Genomic DNA, 18,578 nt, shown 5'->3' with positions numbered 1-18,578 from the left:
CCTATAGTGTATGAAGTGTTTTTGGGAAGCGATTTTTGTGCCGACAGCTATTCGGGCTAAGCGTAAGTGATTTTATCTATCCTGCCTTTAAAATAAGTATAATCCATAGTTGGCATATTCCATACCGCCATAAAGTTTAGTGGATGGCTAACTCCATTTAGTTTTTTGTAGTTCCAGGCGTATGTGGTCCATTTGTATTTTTCAAATTTGCCCTTATTGTCATAATACCTGTCTTCGGTTTCGAAGCGTAAAAATTCATGATGCTCATTAAAGTAAAAAATACCGCTTGCCGAAGTATTACCGTGAGATATAGTGCCTTTAACCGTATATGGATCAATTTCTTCCCATTGTATATATGGCTGTAAAAAGTAAGCCGGTATTAATATGGCTTCTGCCAGGATGGTTACTAATTCGGCAATATCCATTTCTTGCCCACGGTTATTGGCAACGGTAAAATAGTTTAATAGCTTAATCAACATATTGCCTTTCCCCTCCTGAAACCTATCTATCGCTCCAAAAGGAAACAGGCCAAACAGTTTGGTTTGAAACAAAACTATCCTTGCCGGATCGGGAAAAAAGTTTACCTGGTTGCATTTCAGTAATGACCATTTTTTGCCAGGGGCCATTTTCAAATAGGCGTATTTCCATTTGATATGGCAATAATTTGACCTGTTATCGGCAACGTATCCACAATGCTTTAAATAATTTTTTAGGACAGTAGGTAAAGCTTCAACACTAATTTGTTTATGTGGTTTGTCAGTAACATATTTTAGTTTTTCACGAGCAATGGCTTGTTGAAATATTTTTTGGATTGACAAAAATTTAAATAACCCCATATTATACTTCGTCTCCTTGTTTTTTGATCTCAAATTCTTTTTGATGGGTAAACACCTGGCCATCATATTCCCAGTCGAGCATAACTTTCCATTTACCTTCACTGTAGCCGGTTAGCGGTATTTCAACCAGGTGATTATCATTACTGTCAATGGTGAAGCTATGACATTCGGGTTTGGGCAATAACAGTTGCACCATGTTGGCGTGTACTTTTACGGGGTGACAAAAATTAAATCTTAAGTACTTCATAACCATTTAATTGCTTCACAAAGCTAATAGCCGTTATAGTTGCCATCAGGTAGTAAAATCACATTAACGGGTGATTAAGATCATTATTTACCCAAATGGTATTATCCACTTTTGTAGTGTAAATATCAGATCATGAAAAAATTACTTTTTTTAACAGACTTCTCGGCCCATGCAAAACATGCTGCTGAATATGGCTACTACCTGGCAAAGCAGATCAAAGCAAACGTGATTTTGTGTAATGTATTTACTATACCGGCCGAAACACCCCATAGTACCATGCTGGTATGGCCAATGGACGATGCCGATACGTTGGAAGAGAGTAGTATGGATGAGCTTAAAAAGCTTAAGAACCACTTACTTAGAAATCATAGTGAAGAATTTGAACCTATTGTTCATATCATGAACGAAGACGGGCTATTAACCGACAGAGTTAATGATATTGTTGATGGTAACCATATTGATATGGTAGTAATGGGTACACACGGCAGCAGTGGCTTAAGTACCTTATTATTGGGTAACCACGCCCGCAACATGATTGATAATACAACCAGGCCCTTATTATTAGTTCCGCACACGGCTAAACAAAAGCCTGTTAAAAAAATAGCCTATGCTTCTGATTTTACCAACAAAAAAGAGGACCTGGCAGCTATTTATAATTTGGTAGATTTTGCCAAAGGGTTAAATGCAGAAATATTGATCATTCATATCCAGGATGAGGAGAAGCCTTCAGCCTCATTTAAAAAATGGCTGGATGAGTTCTTGGTTGAATTATCTAACAAAGCTAATTACCATAATATTTACTACAGGATAGAAAAGCAACCTAATGCCGAATACGGCCTTGATTGGTTGTGCCAGCACGGGCAAATAGATATGCTGGCCATGCTGCACCGCCCTAAAGATTTTTTATCAGGCCTTATAAGTGCCAGCCATACGCAAAAAATGGCAAAGCATATTCAAATACCCCTTTTAGTTATTCCTGCTAATGTGGTTTATACCATTGATGATAAATACAATGCTTTAGTATAAACAACGCTTTAGTATAAAACAACAATGGCCCGGTAATTTACCGGGCCATTGTTGTTTTTTGTGGTGACTAAATCTAATCACCAATAAGCATTGCATTCAGTTTGTTTTCTGATATGGATAGCTCCTGGTATGCAGCTTGGATAAGATCAGTTGTCTGTCCGGGTAATTGCGAAAACAGCGTCTTGTAATAGTTTATACCATCCTGCAACTGCAGTTTAAATTTATTTAACTGTTTGCTTTTTTTGTCGCTTATGGTTTTAATATGTGCCTGCAGGTCGGTTTGCAAATAATCTATATACAGGTTTAATTCTTTAATAAACACATGCGGCCTTTTAATATTCCCCAGTAGATCCAATTTGCCATAAATATGTTTAACCATATCCTCTAACGAATAAACACCATTAAAATAGGCCAGGTTGGGACCCGGGCATATAGCCACCGCGGTGTTTTCTTTTGGTTTATTAATATGGTTTTTTAGATAGGTAGAAGAGCATAAACCTTCGCACAAGCATACTTTTTCTACCACTTCATTATATTGTTGCTGGTACTCCTCTTGGGGTAAGGGCAAAGCCTGTAGTTGCTGTATTTTTAAATGCTGATATTCCCTTGATGCCGTACAAATGGGCTGTTCGGTAAACTCGGTATTGGTACACAGGTATTTTTTGGTACAAGGGCTGCCGGGGCGGCCTTTTGCTAAACGTTCTACACGTTGCGTATTGGAACTGCTGGGTTTAAAATTATTAAACAATATGCCCAACGGCGATGCATCGCTTATGTAATAATCATCTTCGTTTGCATGGGTTAACAGGCTTAACGTATTTTCATCCACATTGGTTACTTCGGGCACCAGTAAAAAGGGGCTGCCCCAACCCGTTCCGTCCAGCTGATAATGCTTAATTAAAAACTCATTTTCTTCGCTGGTGCCAATACCGCCCTGTACGCTGTAGCGCTGGGGTGGGGTTGTAGCAAGTGCAATGTTTTTAGCCGTTAATGCAGCGCTGTAAAGTTGGTATAACTCGTCTTGCATCAGGCTTCGTTTTTCTTTAAACTCTTCCAATATCGGCCCTAATAAAAAGCCTTCGGTGGCAAAAGCATGGCCGCCACAGTTTAAGCCCGATTCAACCCTGAACTCAGATACCCATAAGCCCTTTTTGGCTAAAAATTTGGCCTGGATAAAAGCCGACCGGAAATCACTCACTTTTAATACGATCTTCTTGCGTATTTCGCCATCCTCGTTAGGGAAGAAATCGCTGAAATTTTCAATATAGCTATATAACCGCGGGTTCATGCCGGCAGATAAAACTACCGATGATTGCAGGTTGCTTTGGGCAAATCCACGCAGAGAGGCTAACGCGTCGGTATTTTCATCGCCCATATATTCGCCATCAGCAGTAAAGTTCATTTTATCAACCTTTGCCATGATATTCACATCAATATTGCCCTTTACCATATAACTGCGCAGTATGTTTTGAAAAATAGTTTTGCGCTCGCCTTCGGGATATTCCATCATCAATTCATAGCCCTGCCTTAGCTGCGATGTTTCGGGCAGCAATTCAAAGTATCGGCATAGATCATTTCCCGGTTCAAAAGGTTGATTTTTTAACTGTTCGAACTGATCATTGACCAGGTCATTAACCAGGTTCAAATAAGCGGTAATGCGTTTTGCCCTGCTATCGGGCGATGATTTAGGGATGGGGGTATAGGGTTTATGCTTTAGCTTTTCTGCGTGGTATTCGCGCATGCGTTCAACCAACTCGTCATCAACAATTGATATGGCTGATGATATGCCATATTGCGCTACTTTAAGTGGAGTGTCAACAGAATAACCTAATCCTAACACCGGGATGTGAAATGTATGGCTCATAGTAATTATAATGAATGCTTAAGTTTCATGGCCAAAACTAACTATCATCCCAAACACAAAAATTGACGAAGGTCACATTTTTACCACCCGTTTATCACGCTTTTATATTTAGCAAGCAGGCAACTTTGGCACAAACTAATTTTTGTATGATCAAAAGCCAAACTCTTGAAAAAACTACTTGCTACCATTGCGGGGATGACTGCACGACGGTAGAGTATGTTGTTGATGATAAAAGCTTTTGCTGCCACGGATGCAAAAGCGTTTATGAAGTTTTATCAGCAGGCGATCTATGCAATTATTATAGCTATAATGAGCACCCCGGCGTAACACGGTTACGTACGGACAAGCGCTTTGACTACCTAAGCGAGCCCACCATAATTGATGAATTAATAGACTATAAGGATAAATATATTACCATAGTAACCTTTTACATTCCGCATATACATTGCAGTTCATGTTTGTGGTTGTTAGAGAAGTTAAACAAAATTAATCCTGCTATTCATTATTGCCGGGTAGATTTTTTAAAGAAGCAGCTTAACATACGCTTTGACCATGAAAAAATTAGCCTGCAGCAAGTGGTTGAGCTTTTATTTGATATTGGCTACGAGCCATTGATAAACCTGCAGGATGTGGTTAAAAAACAAAACGCGGTTGATAAAGATAACCTGGTATCAAAAATTGCAGTTGCCGGGTTTTGCTTTGGCAACGTAATGCTGCTAAGCTTTCCGGAGTATTTTGGTTTATCAGTTTTTGAAGATTCGTTTAAAAACTTCTTTGGCTGGGCAAATATCTTGTTTTCGTTACCTATTGTATTATATAGTGGCAGGGGGTATTTTGTTTCGGCCTGGCAAAATGTGCGTAATGGTGTTTTAAATATTGATTTTCCGCTCGCTTTAGGTATAGCGGTATTATTTATACGTACCGTTACCGAGATACTTACTAATACGGGTGCAGGTTTTGCAGATACGCTTTGCGGCCTGGTATTCTTTTTATTGGTGGGTAAGTTTGTTCAGAAAAAAACCTATCATCATTTATCATTTGAGCGGGATTACCGTTCGTTTTTCCCGGTTGCGGTACATATTGTTGATGAAGGAAGAGAAAAACCCATTCCGCTTGCAAAATTGAATATTGGCCACCGTATAGTGATACGTAATAACGAGATCATTCCGGCTGATGCTATTTTGTTAAAAGGGGAAGCATTGGTAGATTTTAGCTTTGTAACAGGCGAAGCTGTACCGGTAAATAAAACCCTTGGCGAGATCATATATGCGGGCGGGCGCCAAACCGGCGAGGCTATTGAGATGGAGGTAGTAAAACCGGTATCGCAAAGCTACCTTACCCAGTTATGGAACAACGAGGTGTTTACCCGCAAGCAAGATAAGCGGATGCAAACTTTTAATGAAAAGGTAAGCAAGTATTTTACTATTGTATTATTAGCCATCGCCTTTGCATCCTTAATTTTTTGGTTGCCTACTGATTTTAAACGGGGATTAGCCGCATTTACGGCGGTGCTGATTGTGGCTTGCCCCTGCGCGCTGGCATTAAGCACCCCCTTTACCATGGCCGCGGCCTTAAGCATTTTTGACCGCAATCGTTTTTATTTAAAAAGCATAGCAGTTGTAGAGCAACTGGCCGATATTGATACTATTGTGATGGATAAAACCGGTACCATTACAACCGGCACTATTCATAACATTAAGCAGGAAGCCAAACTATCTGAAAAACAAAAACAGTTAGTTTACAGTGTTTGCACTAATTCCACACATCCCCTTAGCCGCATGATATGCCAATACCTGGGTAGCATGGAGCCCCTTGCCGTAAGTGAGTATAGCGAAGTTGCCGGTAAAGGAATACAAGCGTTTGTTAACGGGCATTTACTGCGCTTAGGCAGCGCCAAATTTGTGCTAAGCTGTACCGAACCGGCTTCGCCTAATACCAAAGTTCATATCGTTATTGAAGATAAATACCTGGGCTATTTTTCGTTTTCGCACCAGTACCGCGAGGGATTGAAAAGCATATCGGCATTAAAAGAAAACTATGACCAGTTTTTGCTATCAGGCGACCAGGACTATGAGAAGGCTGAGCTGAAACAATTCTTTTCAGAAAGAAATATGCAGTTTGACCAATCGCCGCAATCCAAACTTGATTTTATACAATCATTGCAACAACGTGGTGCCAAAGTAATGATGATCGGTGATGGCCTAAATGATTCGGGCGCTTTGAAACAAAGTGACCTGGGTATAGCCATTACCGATAACGTAAATAACTTTTCGCCCGGCAGCGATGCCATTTTGGATGGAAGGTCGTTTGATAAGCTTCCCTCTTTTTTAAGGTTTTCAAAAGATACGGTAGTTATTATCCATCTCTCGTTTTTAATATCGCTTACGTATAACCTGGTGGGCTTAAGCTACGCGGTAACGGGTAATTTATCGCCATTAACCGCGGCTATTTTAATGCCCTTAAGTACCGCTACCATCATATCGTTCACCAGTTTGGCCACACACTTTACAGCAAAAAGGAGGAGGTTGATATGAGTATTATTTACTTCCTGTTTGGCTGTAGTGTGGTGCTTGCCCTGGGTTTTTTAGCTGCTTTTTTTTGGGCACAAGGCGATGGCCAGAACGACGATCTATACACACCCTCTATCCGTATACTTGTGGATGATGAGGAAGAGAAAAAAATATCCTAAAAGTGACCAGCGTCACATAATTCACTAATTGTCATCATCCTGTCAAGCATCTATTAGCAATAGTTTTGCAGCAATAAAAATCATCATATGCAGCCCGAAAAATTTTACTATGACAACAAGATCGTCCGCAACTTTGGTATAGCAACCGTTGTTTGGGGAATAATTGGAATGTTAGTTGGCCTTATTGCGGCCCTACAATTGTTTAAGCCCGAAATGAATATGGGCAATCAATACACCACTTTTGGGCGTATACGCCCATTGCATACCAACGCGGTAATATTTGCCTTTGTAGGCAACGCCATATTTATGGGTGTATATTATTCGCTTCAGCGCCTGCTTAAGGCACGTATGTTTAGCGATGCATTAAGCAAAATTCATTTTTGGGGATGGCAGTTGATCATCGTTTCGGCGGTAATAACCCTCCCATTAGGATTAACCACCTCGCATGAATATGCCGAGCTGGAATGGCCCATTGATATTGCCATAACCCTTATCTGGGTGGTGTTTGGTATCAACATGTTTGGTACCATCATTAAACGCCGCGAAAGGCATTTGTATGTGGCTATTTGGTTTTACATAGCCACATTTGTAACTATAGCGGTATTGCACATTGTTAACTCGTTTGAGTTGCCAATATCAATGTTTAAAAGCTATATGCTTTATGCAGGTGTGCAGGATGCACTGGTACAATGGTGGTATGGGCACAACGCGGTAGCCTTTTTCCTAACCACGCCATATTTGGGTATGATGTATTACTTCCTGCCTAAAATGGCTAACCGCCCTATTTACTCTTATAAATTAAGTATACTGCACTTTTGGTCGTTGATATTTATTTATATATGGGCAGGGCCTCACCATTTACTATATACCCCGCTGCCTGGTTGGGCACAATCATTAGGTGTGGCATTTTCTATTATGCTGATAGCACCAAGCTGGGGCGGTATGATCAATGGTTTATTAACCCTGCGTGGTGCCTGGGATAAGGTACGTGAGGATGTTATCCTGAAATTTATGGTGGTTGGTTTAACCGCCTACGGTATGGCCACTTTTGAAGGGCCTATGCTATCATTAAAACAAATAAACAGCATAGCCCACTTTAGCGATTGGATAGTAGCACACGTACACGTTGGCGCGTTAGGCTGGAACGGGTTTTTAACCTTCGCTATTTTATATTGGCTGATACCGCGTATTTATAAAACAGAACTGTACTCCAAAAAAATGGCTTCGTTCCATTTTTGGGTAGGTACACTGGGTATATTGTTTTACGCCATCCCTATGTATTGGGCCGGCTTTACGCAGGGCTTAATGTTAAAAGAGTTTACTGCCGAGGGTATGTTAAAGTATCCTAACTTTTTAGAAACTACTTTGCGTATTCTCCCTATGCACGTAATGCGGTCAATTGGCGGTACATTATACCTGTCAGGTGTAATTGTGATGGCCTATAACCTGTTCCGTACAGCAAAACAAGGCACCTTAGTTGCTGATGAAGCAGCACAGGCCATGCCGCTTGAACCCGCACATACTATAACAAAAGAGGTTGCCTGGCACCGCAGATTGGAGCGCAGGCCCATACAGTTTATGGTATTGGCATTGGTTGTAATATTAGTAGGCAGTGTTATTGAACTGATGCCTACCCTAACCATCTCATCAAACATACCTACTATAGCCAGTGTAAAGCCTTATTCTCCTTTGGAGTTACAAGGGCGCGACCTGTATATACGCGAAGGCTGTGTAAACTGTCACTCGCAAACAGTAAGGCCATTCCGATCAGAAACTGAGCGATATGGCGAATACAGTAAAGCCGGAGAGTTTGTATATGATCACCCTTTTCTTTGGGGATCAAAAAGGACCGGGCCTGATTTGGCACGTGAGGGGGGCAAATACGGCAATGCATGGCATTATAACCACTTGATGGATCCACGGCTAATGTCGCCGGGTAGTATCATGCCCGAGTATGGCTGGTTGCTTACCCAAACGTTAGATACCACAACCACCGCTGCTAAAATTAATGCCATGCGCACTTTAGGGGTTCCGTATGCCCCGGGTTATGAAAAAATAGCTAACCGGGAGTTGAACAAGCAAGCACAGGGCATAGCTGATGATCTGGCAACCAACCATATCAAGGTAAAAAGCGATAAAGAGATCATTGCCATTATTGCCTACCTGCAACGCATGGGGGTTGATATCAAAGCAAATAAAAACGCCAATTAATAAGTATCATCATGTTTAAACAATTTACAGCAGACATAGCAGGAAACCAGGTTTACCTGATATCATCACTGGGCATATTTTTAATATTTTTTATTGTAGTTACCATTATGTTAATGCGGTTGCGTAAACCATACGTAGATGAGATGAGCAACCTGCCATTAAATGACGGACAAACTGATACAGCTAATAATTTACTACCATGAGGCATCTGATCAACCTAATTTCATTGGCGTTAATATTTATAATAACACCTGCACACGCGGCTGATGATAGCCTATTATCTGCCGACACACAGAACTATATTGGCTTTGGCGTTATTGTGTTTGCCTTGCTACTGCTACTGGTTGTAATGCTGGTGCTGTTGCGCACCTTTAAAATATTAACCAGGATCATACTAAAATCAAACGGATATACTGATGCAGAGGTTGTCGTTGAAATGACCCCGGATAAGGCATTGAAGGCAGAGAAACCCAAAAAGGAATTTTGGAATAAAGTACTTTCCTTACGCCCCTTGGCCGAAGAAAAAGATATGCTGATTGAGCACGAGTATGATGGCATACAGGAGTTGGATAACCCTACCCCCGCATGGTTTATGGTGTTGTTTTACAGTACAATAGTTTTTGCTGTAGCTTACTTATTAATATACCATGTATTTGGTATTGGCCAATTACAATATGATGAATATAAAACCGAAGTAGCACAGGCCGAAATTGTTAAAAAGGAATACCTAAGCAAAGCGGCCAACCTGATTGATGAAAATACAGTAAAGCTGGTTAACGAGCCGGAAGCAATTAAAGCGGGAGAAGCCATATTTAAACAAAATTGTGCCGCCTGCCATGGCGATAAAGGACAAGGTGTAGTAGGGCCAAACCTAACGGATGATTATTGGCTGCATGGCGGCAACATCAAAGCGGTGTTTAAAACCATTAAATATGGTGTAGCTGCCAAAGGTATGCCAAATTGGGAAAAGCAGTTATCGCCTAAACAAATATCAGATGTGGCCAACTACATCATGTCAATACATGATACTAACCCACCTAACGGTAAAGAACCGCAGGGTGAAAAGGAAGAAGAAGAAAAATTAGCTTCAAATTAAAAGATAAACATGGACGGATTATTGGCGGGACAGGAAAACAATAAACGTAAGTGGATATACCCGCTTATACGTAAAGGAATGTATTACAAATGGCGCTCCTGGATAAGTTATGCCTATTTGATATTCTTTTTTGCCGGGCCTTTTATACGTATTAATGGACAGCCATTATTACTGTTAAATGTTATTGAGCGCCACTTTGTAATACTGGGGCAGGTTTTTTGGCCGCAGGATATTTTCCTGTTCGTGCTGGCATCCTTAGTATTTATCGTGTGCGTGGTGCTATTTACCATTGCGTTTGGCCGCATATTTTGTGGCTGGATTTGCCCGCAAACCATATTTATGGAAATGGTTTTCCGTAAGGTTGAGGAATGGATAGAGGGCGATGCCAATAAACGTAAAAAACTGGATGCCGGGCCGTGGACTAATGAAAAGCGATTTAAAAAAATAGTGAAACATATCCTGTTTTTTGCTATCTCGTTTTTAATCGCTAATACTTTCCTGGCTTACATCATAGGCAGCGAAAACCTGCTTAAAATAGTTACCGAACCTATTACCCTGCATATAGTAGGGTTTGCCAGTATTATCTTGTTTACCATAGTTTTTTACCTGGTATATAGCCAGGTGCGCGAGTTGGTTTGTACGGTAATTTGCCCGTATGGCCGCCTGCAGGAAGTAATGCTGGATAAGAATACACTGGTAGTTGCTTATAACGATGTACGCGGCGAACCACGCGCCAAGCTTTCCAGAAATGAGGATGACCTGCTCAATTTAAAAGGTGATTGTATTGATTGTGGCTTATGTGTATCTGTATGCCCTACAGGTATTGATATACGTAAAGGCACGCAAATGGAGTGTATAAACTGCACCGCCTGTATTGATGTATGCGACGAGGTGATGGATAAGATACATAGGCCGAAAAGGTTGATAGGTTTTTACTCAGAAAATGGCATCCGCAATAATAAAAAGTTAACCTTTAATGGCAGGATGAAGGGCTACAGCGCGGTGATCACTATAATGATGAGCGTACTGTGCTATTTTATCTTCAGCCGCAGCGATATGGATATGACGGTGATGCGCGGGGCGGGCATGCTTTACCAGGAACAACCGGGTGGCTATATCAGCAATATTTACAATGCCGAGGTGATCAATAAATCAAACCTTAATAAAACGATAACCATACAGGCCGAAGACCCGGAGATAAAAATAAAATATATACAGGCACCCGGAATTATTAATAAAGGCAGCGAAGTAAAAACCATATTTTTTGTGATGGTGCCCGCATCAAAAATATTGCAGCCTAAAACAGCTATCAGGTTACAGCTAATAAGTGATAAACAAGTGGTGCAAACCGTAAGTACAAATTTTGTAGGGCCAATAAATTAAATAGATATGAACTGGGGAAAAGGAATTATTGGAGGTATGATATTATTCATGCTATTTATAATAGCTATGTGCGCGTATATGTTTACCGTACCGGCTGATGATTTTGACGAAAAATATTATGAAAAGGGACTAAATTATAACGTGGATTATAAAAGGTTACAGCAGGTTGTTAATGATAAAGCTCAGCCCACCATTGTAACCGACAGCTGCTGTATAGAAGTTAGCTTTCCGCAAACAATTTTAGGGCAGGTTAAAGTAACCAGGCCATCAAGCAGCGTAGTTGATAAGGTTATTCCTATCAATAATAAAAATGGCCAGCCCGTGCAAATACTAACTGCAGGTATGCCCAAAGGTAACTGGCAATTAAGGTTTGAATGGACCAGCAATAACAAAGACTACCTGTACCAGAAAGAAGTATATCTTGACAAATGAGCGATTACCAGATAGCATTTTTTATTGGCCTGTTTGGCAGTGTGCATTGTGTGGGCATGTGCGGGCCATTGGCATTGGCTATTCCCTCATATCAAAACAGTGGGTGGCTAATTGCTTTTGAGAAACTGCTATACAACTTTGGCCGCATCATAACCTATACCTTACTGGGCTTACTTATTGGCCTTATAGGTAAACAATTGTGGGTATATGGCTTGCAGCAGGGGGTTAGTTTATTAAGCGGTGTATTAATTATTATGGCAGGCTTGTCCCGCATATTTAAAGTGTATTTGCCGCGCACCCGATTTTTTTCAAAACCGGTGGCATTGTTTAACCAACTACTAACCTACGCTTTAAAGCAACGCGCCGGGCATTTATTTATTGGTATGCTTAACGGGTTATTGCCTTGCGGTTTTGTGTACCTGGCCATGGTAGGCGCGCTTAATACAACATCATCATTAACGGCGGCGCAGTATATGTTTTGGTTCGGGCTGGGTACCTTACCTTTAATGCTGCTGGCCACTATAGGATCAGGTTTTATGGGTTATGCCATGCGCCGGCGAATAAACAAGGCCATACCCTATGTTATGGTATGTTTGGGCTGCTGGTTTATACTACGTGGTTTAAGTTTAAATATCCCTTATTTAAGCCCGGCAAAGCCATCAGCAGATAGTGCCATTTGCCGTTAGCAATCGTGAGCAATAATGCCGATATTTGTCATATCTGCATTACTCAATTTAATACCAAATTATGTTAAGACATCTGGGTGCTAAAAGAACCTACTTGCATAATGTAAAATTAGCCTCGTTACTGGGTATAACAGCCGGGTTTGTAAATGCTGCCGGATTTTTAGCTTTTGCCGTTTTAACTACTAATGTAACCGGGCACGCCGCCTTATTTGCCGAAGGTATTGCCCTGCAGCAATGGCAAACTGCACGTGTTATTGCACTTTGGATGTTTCTTTTTTTGGCGGGCGCATTTATATCCAGCCTCATTATATCCCGTGTAGGAAAAAACCAGCAATACTCCTATGTAATTCCTATTTTGATCGAGATCATCATATTGCTTAGTGTTGCGCTGCTGGGTTATAAATATGATAATAGTTTGGTAGCACGTGAAGTTTTTGCAGGTAGTTTACTCTTCGCCATGGGCCTGCAAAACTCGCTCGTATCCATGGTGTCAGGTTCAGTTGTACGTACTACCCACCTTACCGGTACGTTTACCGATCTGGGTATTGAGCTGGCACAGTATATCCAAAAAAAACGCGAAGATCGTCCGGCATTATCAACCCGCATAAAGCTTCATTCGACTATTATATTGTCCTTTTTATTTGGCGCGTTATGCGGTGCTTATTTATTCAGGCTGTATCGTTTTTACGCGTTTTTTATACCCGTTGCGGTATTATGTTATACCTTAATGTATGATGTATTTAGGATAAAGCTAAAGCAATATTACAGGCATCTGAAATCTTCAGATAAGTAGCCGTAAAAAATGCTTTAGATCACATTTTTTTGAAATCACGGTCATGGTGCAGCACCATAATAACTGCCATTTTTGTTATATAAAATTTATCAATCATGGCAACAACATTAACCGCCCGCAACCAATGGGAAGGGCAATCAGAAACTCAAAAATCAACCGATAACATTTGGAGCAAATTGGTAGCTTTTACTGACAGCCAAGCTAAGGTAAAAACACAATGGTTCATGATATCGCTAATAGTGCAGGGCGTATTCTTTTTACCCATACCTGCAGCATTAAGTTTTTATTACGGTGCGCCGGTTTATACACTATTTATAACACTTGGGTTGTTTTTCGCTAATATAATAAGTGGCATGGGTGGCGCAGGCATACGGTTGATCATGGGGTTACTTGCTACAAGCATATTGGTGCACTTGCTAATGCTGGCCATATACATACTATAAAAATATTAACCCTGATTAATAACTAGCTGTTAGTTGCATTTGCGCTAACAGCTTTTTTATGTTCATGGATTTTTAAATGGAATTATACCGCCATACTAAATAGCTGGCTTTCGGGTTTGTTGGCCCATAACCTGGCATCAATTGCCATGCAAATATTGCGCAGGTAACGCTGGCCTAAAGCGGTTACTTTTAACCCTAAGGAGTTAATGTCTATCAGGCCATCATCAGCCAATGGCTGCAGGCGTTCAATACCATCCATAACGGCGGCACATGGTTCGGTATGGTGGTTCCAGGTGGTTGCACCCTTACACATGATGTTTAATATATGCTTACGTATTACCAGGTCATCGCCGGTTAATATATGCCCTTTAAATACAGGGAGTTGGTTTTCCTTAATTAATTTTAAATACTCTTCAACTGTTTTTACGTTTTGTGCAAACGCGTACGTGGCATCGCTAATGGATGATACACCCAGCCCGATAAGTAACTGGGTTTGAAAAGTGGTATAACCCATAAAGTTACGATGTAGTTTACCGGCATTTTGTGCCTTAAACAGTTCATCATCCGGCAGGGCAAAATGATCCATACCAACTTCCTTATAGCCGTAGCTTTTTAACAGATCGCGGCCAATATCATATAACTTGGTTTTAGCTTTTTCGTCCGGTAGGTCAAGTTCGGTAAAACGCCTTTGCCCGGGCTTTACCCAGGGTACGTGCGCATAACTGTAAAAAGCAATACGATCGGGCTTTAATAAACTTACCTTATTTAAAGTATCGGCAAGCCCCTCAAAAGTTTGCAACGGGAGGCCGTATATCAGGTCGTAGTTTATAGATGTATAACCAATTTGACGTGCTTGTTCGGTAACAGATCTCACCTGTTCAAAGCTTTGTTTACGGTTGATGATCAGTTGCACTTTAGGGTCAAAGTCCTGTATACCTAAACTTATCCGTCTAAAACCAAGGTCATATAAAGTTTGTAAATGTTCGGGTGTTGTATTTGCCGGGTGTCCTTCAAACCCAAACTCGGCTTTGGGATGAACTTTAACTCCATCCAATAAGCCGGTTATTAATGTTCGCAGATTTTGGGCACTAAAAAAAGTGGGTGTACCTCCGCCCAAATGAATTTCCCTGATAACAGGCTGGCCTACTATTAACTGCTTATACATTTGCCATTCTTTTAGCACAGCATTTATGTAGGGCACCTCAACACTATGGTTTTTGGTGATACGGGTATTGCACCCGCAATAGGTACAAAGGTCCTCGCAAAATGGTAAATGGACGTAAAGGCTAATGCCATCCTTTTCACTTTCGGTATAGGCCCATTTAACCAGGTGCTGCCATGATGTTGCATTAAACTTATCCGTATCCCAATAGGGCATCGTCGGATAGCTGGTATAGCGGGGCACAGGCACGTTGTATTTAGCGTGCAGTTGGTTATCTTGACTGTTCATGCAAACTATTTTGAACTTTCTACAGGAATGGCTTCCGCTTTGCAGTTTTTTGCGCAAACACAGGCATCACCTACACATTTATTCTGCTGCCATAAGTCGATATTTTTTATGGTTTGATTGGCAATTTCCTGCAAAGCCTCTTTAGTTAAATACGCCTGGTGCGGGGTTATTAATACATTGGGTTGCTGCATTAAAACCTGCAGTAAACGGTCTTTGTCGGCATCGTTTTCATGGTCCTCAAAAAACAGCCCTTTTTCAAACTCATATACATCTAAACCCAGGTAGCCTATTTTTCCTTTATTTAAAGCCTCTAATACTGCTTTTGTATCTATTATAGCTCCTCTTGAAGTATTGATCAGCATAACACCGGTTTTCATCTGAGTAAGTGTGTTTTTATTGATCAAATGCCTGGTAGATTCGTTTAATGGCAGATGTAATGATATCACATCCGCTGATGAAAGTAACTCGTCAAGCGATACAGATCGTATATGCTTTGCATCTTTAGGGAAGCAAATGTCATATCCTATCACATTACAACCTAAACCGTTATATATTTTAGCGGCAGCAAGGCCGGTATTACCTAAGCCTATAATGCCAACGGTTTTACCAAAAAAGTTAAAACCTATCAGCTCATCGTTTCTAAAATCAAAAACATGGCTATGCCTATCTGCTTTTACAATTTGCCGGTTTAGGGCAAGTGCCATAGCAACACTATGCTCGGCAATGGCTTGGGGCGAATAGGAAGGCACGTTGGCTATTTTTATACCGTATTTGGCTGCTGCTTCTTTGTCAATATGGTCAACCCCGGTTGAGCGGGTAGCGATGTATTTAATACCTAACGCGGCTAATTTTTCAATAACCTTTGCTGATACATCATCATTGGTAAAAACAATAACCGCGTCTTTGCCTTCAGCATAAATAACCGTGTGCTGGTTCAAAGCATTTGATATAAGCGTTATATCATGCTTTTTTTGATTAGCCTTCGCCAAAAACTCCTTTTCAAAAGGCTTTATACTATAAGCAACTACTTTCATTAGTCATAATTTATTTAACAAAACTATAGCTAATGATATACTCAGCAGATGAGCAGCGTCAGCAAGAATAATGACTTTCGTCAGTTTTTCATTTTAGATAGGCGTGGCAGGTCTAAAATAGTAATGATACTGCCTTTTTTTTCAATCAGGTTTTCGTCTTTAAAATCTGATAGCGTACGGCTAACCGTTTCGGTAGCCATTCCTGCCATAGCAGCCAGATCCTCGCGACTTATTTTAAAACTATCGTTATCATCGGTTTGCTGGCGTTGTAAGCGCAACAGCGCTTCGGCCATACGCTTCCTTACCGAGTTATAGGCCAGCTGTAATAATTGCTCTTCCTTTTCGCGTATATCATTGGCCAGTATTTTAATAAACTCGCGCGAAATTTCGGGATGCTGATTTAATAAAGTTTCTATTTGTTCTTTAGGGATAAGGCATAGCGAAGTGTCTTCTAAAGCGGTAGCCGTATCAGTATATACCTCGTTTGAAAGTATGGCATGCACGCCCAGGTAATTATCCGCGGTATACATCCCTGTCATTAACTCCCGCCCATCGTCCGCCAGTTTTATAGTTTTAACCGATCCGTTTACCAGCAGGTATAAGTTATTGCCTTTATCGCCCTCATAATATATTACCTGGTTCTTTTTAAACTGGCGGCTTTTACGTTCCTGTATAATTTTTTGCAGCTCGGCCAGGCCATCATTTTTTGATATTAAACCGGTTAACCTTTCTAATGATTTGCTGTAAAAGTTTTCCTGAAGCTCTTTTTTCTTTAACCTGCTTTCAATGGCATTTAAAAGTTCCATATCATCAAACGGTTTGGTCAGGTAATCGTCGGCACCCATTTCCATACCCTTACGTAAGTCAATACGCTCGGCCTTGGCTGTTAAAAATATAAAAGGTGTAGCAGCAGTTTTAGGGTTTTTATTTAACAGGTACAATACGCCATAACCATCCAACTCGGGCATCATAATATCACATAAAATAATATCGGGATTGTGTGTAGTGGCCAAATCAACACCAACCTTGCCATTGTTGGCTTCAAAAACCTGGTAGCCCGCCAATCCCAGTATTTCAACAACATTGTCCCTAATGTCATCGTTGTCTTCAATAATTAGTACTTTCTTGTTCATTTTATCGGAAATGTAATAGTAAATAATGTACCCTGGTTAACATTGCTTTTAAAATCTATTTTGCCGTTCATCAAATCGGTATAACGGGCAACTATATTTAAACCCAGGCCCGTTCCCGGAATTGTACCGGTATTATTTGCACGGAAAAACGCTTCAAATAAATGCTTTTGTTCTAATTCAGGAATGCCTATACCGTTATCTTTTACCATAACGGTGCAGGTATGCTCATTTATCTCGGTATTAAACTCAATAAAGGTATTTTCGCCCGAGTATTTGATGGCGTTGGCAATTAGGTTGATAACACAGTTTTTTAACAGGTTTTGGTCAAGCGTTATAATGTTATTAGTGCCGGTGTGCTGGTAAATGATATTTTGATTTTGTTTGGCTATCATCTGCATTTCTTCAGTGATCTCCTCTGATAGTTTTACAAGGTCAAATTGGTGAAAAACAGGCTCCACCTTACCCGCCTCCAATTTTTCAAGCGATAAGAAGTCGTTTAGTATAGTGGTTAAATTGCCTACCGCATTCTTAATTTTGGCTACATGTTTCCTGATGTTATCATTATCATAAGGTAAAGCATATTTATCAACCAATGATGCAGATAGTTGTATGGCGCTTAACGGCGTCCTAAACTCATGCGAGGCCATGGATACAAACCTGCTTTTTAACTGGCCCAGTTCTTTTTCTTTTTCAAGTGATTGGCTTACTTCCTCTTTAGCTAACTGTAAAGCGTCAACGGTGCTTTTTAATGATTGTGTACGTTCATCTACCAATTCTTCCAGGTGGGCTGCGTACTCTTTAAGTGCTTCTTCGGCCTCTTTTTCGCGGCTCAGGTCATGTATAAAACCGGTGTATATTTTACGGCCCGAATACTGTACTTCACTTACTCCTAATCGAAAAGGGAATCGGGAGCCGTCTTTTCGTAAACCGGTTACTTCACGGCCAATACCAATAATATGCGGTACCCCTGTGCGCTGGTACCTATGAATGTATTCATCGTGCTGTTCCCTGTCAGGCGGCGGCATTAACATGGATACGTTATTGCCTATAACCTCTTCGGGGGTATATTGAAATAGTTTACAAGCTGCAGGATTAATTGATTCTATTTTGCCCCTGTCGTCAATGGTAATGATACCATCAATGGCATTATCTATAATAGCTTTTAACAGGGCGGCAGTTTCCATCATTGGCGTAGGTGTTGTTGTCACAAATATCAACAATGTAGTTGATACAAAGCATAGTTTTTTTAAAAACT

Annotated in this window: 18 protein-coding genes; 11 read left to right on the top strand and 7 right to left on the bottom strand. The window is 40.7% G+C overall.

The annotated features are described in order from the left end of the window. Nucleotides 1-56: 56 nt before the first annotated feature. Both ACYVJ6_RS11995 and ACYVJ6_RS11990 read right to left on the bottom strand, forming a co-directional pair. The gene (locus ACYVJ6_RS11995) at nt 57-818 is read right to left on the bottom strand and encodes a DUF6544 family protein (RefSeq protein WP_460694304.1); all 762 of its coding nucleotides are present in this window, start codon (nt 816-818) and stop codon (nt 57-59) included. 19 nt (nt 819-837) lie between these two features. Further along, on the bottom strand, nt 838-1,083 hold the full coding sequence (locus ACYVJ6_RS11990; protein WP_460694303.1) for a hypothetical protein: 246 nt from the start codon (nt 1,081-1,083) through the stop codon (nt 838-840). Between the two features lie 132 nt (nt 1,084-1,215). Between ACYVJ6_RS11990 and ACYVJ6_RS11985 the strand changes: the two genes are divergently transcribed. After that, nucleotides 1,216-2,109 (top strand): universal stress protein, encoded by an 894-nt coding sequence (locus tag ACYVJ6_RS11985; protein WP_460694302.1) that lies wholly within the window; start codon nt 1,216-1,218, stop codon nt 2,107-2,109. A 73-nt stretch (nt 2,110-2,182) separates the two neighbouring features. Here ACYVJ6_RS11985 and ACYVJ6_RS11980 read toward each other — a convergent pair whose 3' ends face one another. Next, nucleotides 2,183-3,973, bottom strand: coding sequence for a hypothetical protein (locus ACYVJ6_RS11980; protein ID WP_460694301.1), 1,791 nt, complete (start codon nt 3,971-3,973; stop codon nt 2,183-2,185). A gap of 146 nt (nt 3,974-4,119) precedes the next feature. Here ACYVJ6_RS11980 and ACYVJ6_RS11975 point away from each other — a divergent pair, with 146 nt between their 5' ends. The 10 genes from ACYVJ6_RS11975 to ACYVJ6_RS11930 all read left to right on the top strand — a co-directional run bounded on the left by ACYVJ6_RS11975 (nt 4,120) and on the right by ACYVJ6_RS11930 (nt 13,706). Further along, complete coding sequence (locus tag ACYVJ6_RS11975; protein WP_460694300.1) at nt 4,120-6,507, top strand: heavy metal translocating P-type ATPase; 2,388 nt, start codon at nt 4,120-4,122, stop codon at nt 6,505-6,507. Then, entirely contained in the window at nt 6,504-6,662 is a 159-nt protein-coding gene (gene ccoS, locus ACYVJ6_RS11970; RefSeq protein WP_460694299.1) for a cbb3-type cytochrome oxidase assembly protein CcoS, read from the top strand. The genes ACYVJ6_RS11975 and ccoS overlap by 4 nt, the downstream gene beginning before the upstream one ends. Before the next feature lie 87 nt (nt 6,663-6,749). Further along, nucleotides 6,750-8,873 carry a cytochrome-c oxidase, cbb3-type subunit I gene (gene ccoN, locus ACYVJ6_RS11965; protein ID WP_460694298.1) on the top strand — a complete coding sequence of 708 codons (2,124 nt, stop codon included), beginning with the start codon at nt 6,750-6,752 and terminating at the stop codon, nt 8,871-8,873. A gap of 11 nt (nt 8,874-8,884) precedes the next feature. Further along, nucleotides 8,885-9,076, top strand: a complete 192-nt coding sequence (locus ACYVJ6_RS11960) for a hypothetical protein (protein WP_460694297.1) — start codon at nt 8,885-8,887, stop codon at nt 9,074-9,076. Then, nucleotides 9,073-9,969, top strand: coding sequence for a cbb3-type cytochrome c oxidase N-terminal domain-containing protein (locus ACYVJ6_RS11955; RefSeq protein WP_460694296.1), 897 nt, complete (start codon nt 9,073-9,075; stop codon nt 9,967-9,969). Before ACYVJ6_RS11960 ends, ACYVJ6_RS11955 begins: the two co-directional genes overlap by 4 nt. A 9-nt stretch (nt 9,970-9,978) precedes the next feature. After that, nucleotides 9,979-11,352, top strand: a complete 1,374-nt coding sequence (gene ccoG / locus ACYVJ6_RS11950) for a cytochrome c oxidase accessory protein CcoG (protein WP_460694295.1) — start codon at nt 9,979-9,981, stop codon at nt 11,350-11,352. 6 nt (nt 11,353-11,358) lie between these two features. Beyond that, the gene (locus ACYVJ6_RS11945) at nt 11,359-11,784 is read left to right on the top strand and encodes a FixH family protein (RefSeq protein ID WP_460694294.1); all 426 of its coding nucleotides are present in this window, start codon (nt 11,359-11,361) and stop codon (nt 11,782-11,784) included. Beyond that, on the top strand, nt 11,781-12,470 hold the full coding sequence (locus ACYVJ6_RS11940; RefSeq protein WP_460694293.1) for a sulfite exporter TauE/SafE family protein: 690 nt from the start codon (nt 11,781-11,783) through the stop codon (nt 12,468-12,470). The genes ACYVJ6_RS11945 and ACYVJ6_RS11940 overlap by 4 nt, the downstream gene beginning before the upstream one ends. Nucleotides 12,471-12,531: 61 nt before the next feature. After that, complete coding sequence (locus tag ACYVJ6_RS11935) at nt 12,532-13,263, top strand: YoaK family protein (RefSeq protein WP_460694292.1); 732 nt, start codon at nt 12,532-12,534, stop codon at nt 13,261-13,263. 95 nt (nt 13,264-13,358) lie between these two features. Next, nucleotides 13,359-13,706: a hypothetical protein gene (locus ACYVJ6_RS11930; protein ID WP_460694291.1), complete on the top strand. Its 348-nt coding sequence runs from the start codon at nt 13,359-13,361 to the stop codon at nt 13,704-13,706. 82 nt (nt 13,707-13,788) lie between these two features. Here the strand turns inward: ACYVJ6_RS11930 and hemN are convergent, their stop codons facing one another. From hemN to ACYVJ6_RS11910, 4 genes are all read right to left on the bottom strand, one after another. Next, nucleotides 13,789-15,156 (bottom strand): oxygen-independent coproporphyrinogen III oxidase, encoded by a 1,368-nt coding sequence (hemN, locus tag ACYVJ6_RS11925; RefSeq protein ID WP_460694290.1) that lies wholly within the window; start codon nt 15,154-15,156, stop codon nt 13,789-13,791. Between the two features lie 5 nt (nt 15,157-15,161). After that, on the bottom strand, nt 15,162-16,190 hold the full coding sequence (locus tag ACYVJ6_RS11920; protein ID WP_460694289.1) for a 2-hydroxyacid dehydrogenase: 1,029 nt from the start codon (nt 16,188-16,190) through the stop codon (nt 15,162-15,164). 80 nt (nt 16,191-16,270) lie between these two features. Continuing rightward, nucleotides 16,271-17,323 carry a response regulator gene (locus ACYVJ6_RS11915; protein ID WP_460694288.1) on the bottom strand — a complete coding sequence of 351 codons (1,053 nt, stop codon included), beginning with the start codon at nt 17,321-17,323 and terminating at the stop codon, nt 16,271-16,273. After that, nucleotides 17,320-18,507, bottom strand: a complete 1,188-nt coding sequence (locus tag ACYVJ6_RS11910) for a PAS domain-containing sensor histidine kinase (protein ID WP_460694629.1) — start codon at nt 18,505-18,507, stop codon at nt 17,320-17,322. The genes ACYVJ6_RS11915 and ACYVJ6_RS11910 overlap by 4 nt, the downstream gene beginning before the upstream one ends. Nucleotides 18,508-18,578: the final 71 nt, after the last annotated feature.

This window comes from Mucilaginibacter puniceus (genome assembly GCF_054783175.1).
This window is presented reverse-complemented; position numbering and strand designations above follow the sequence as displayed.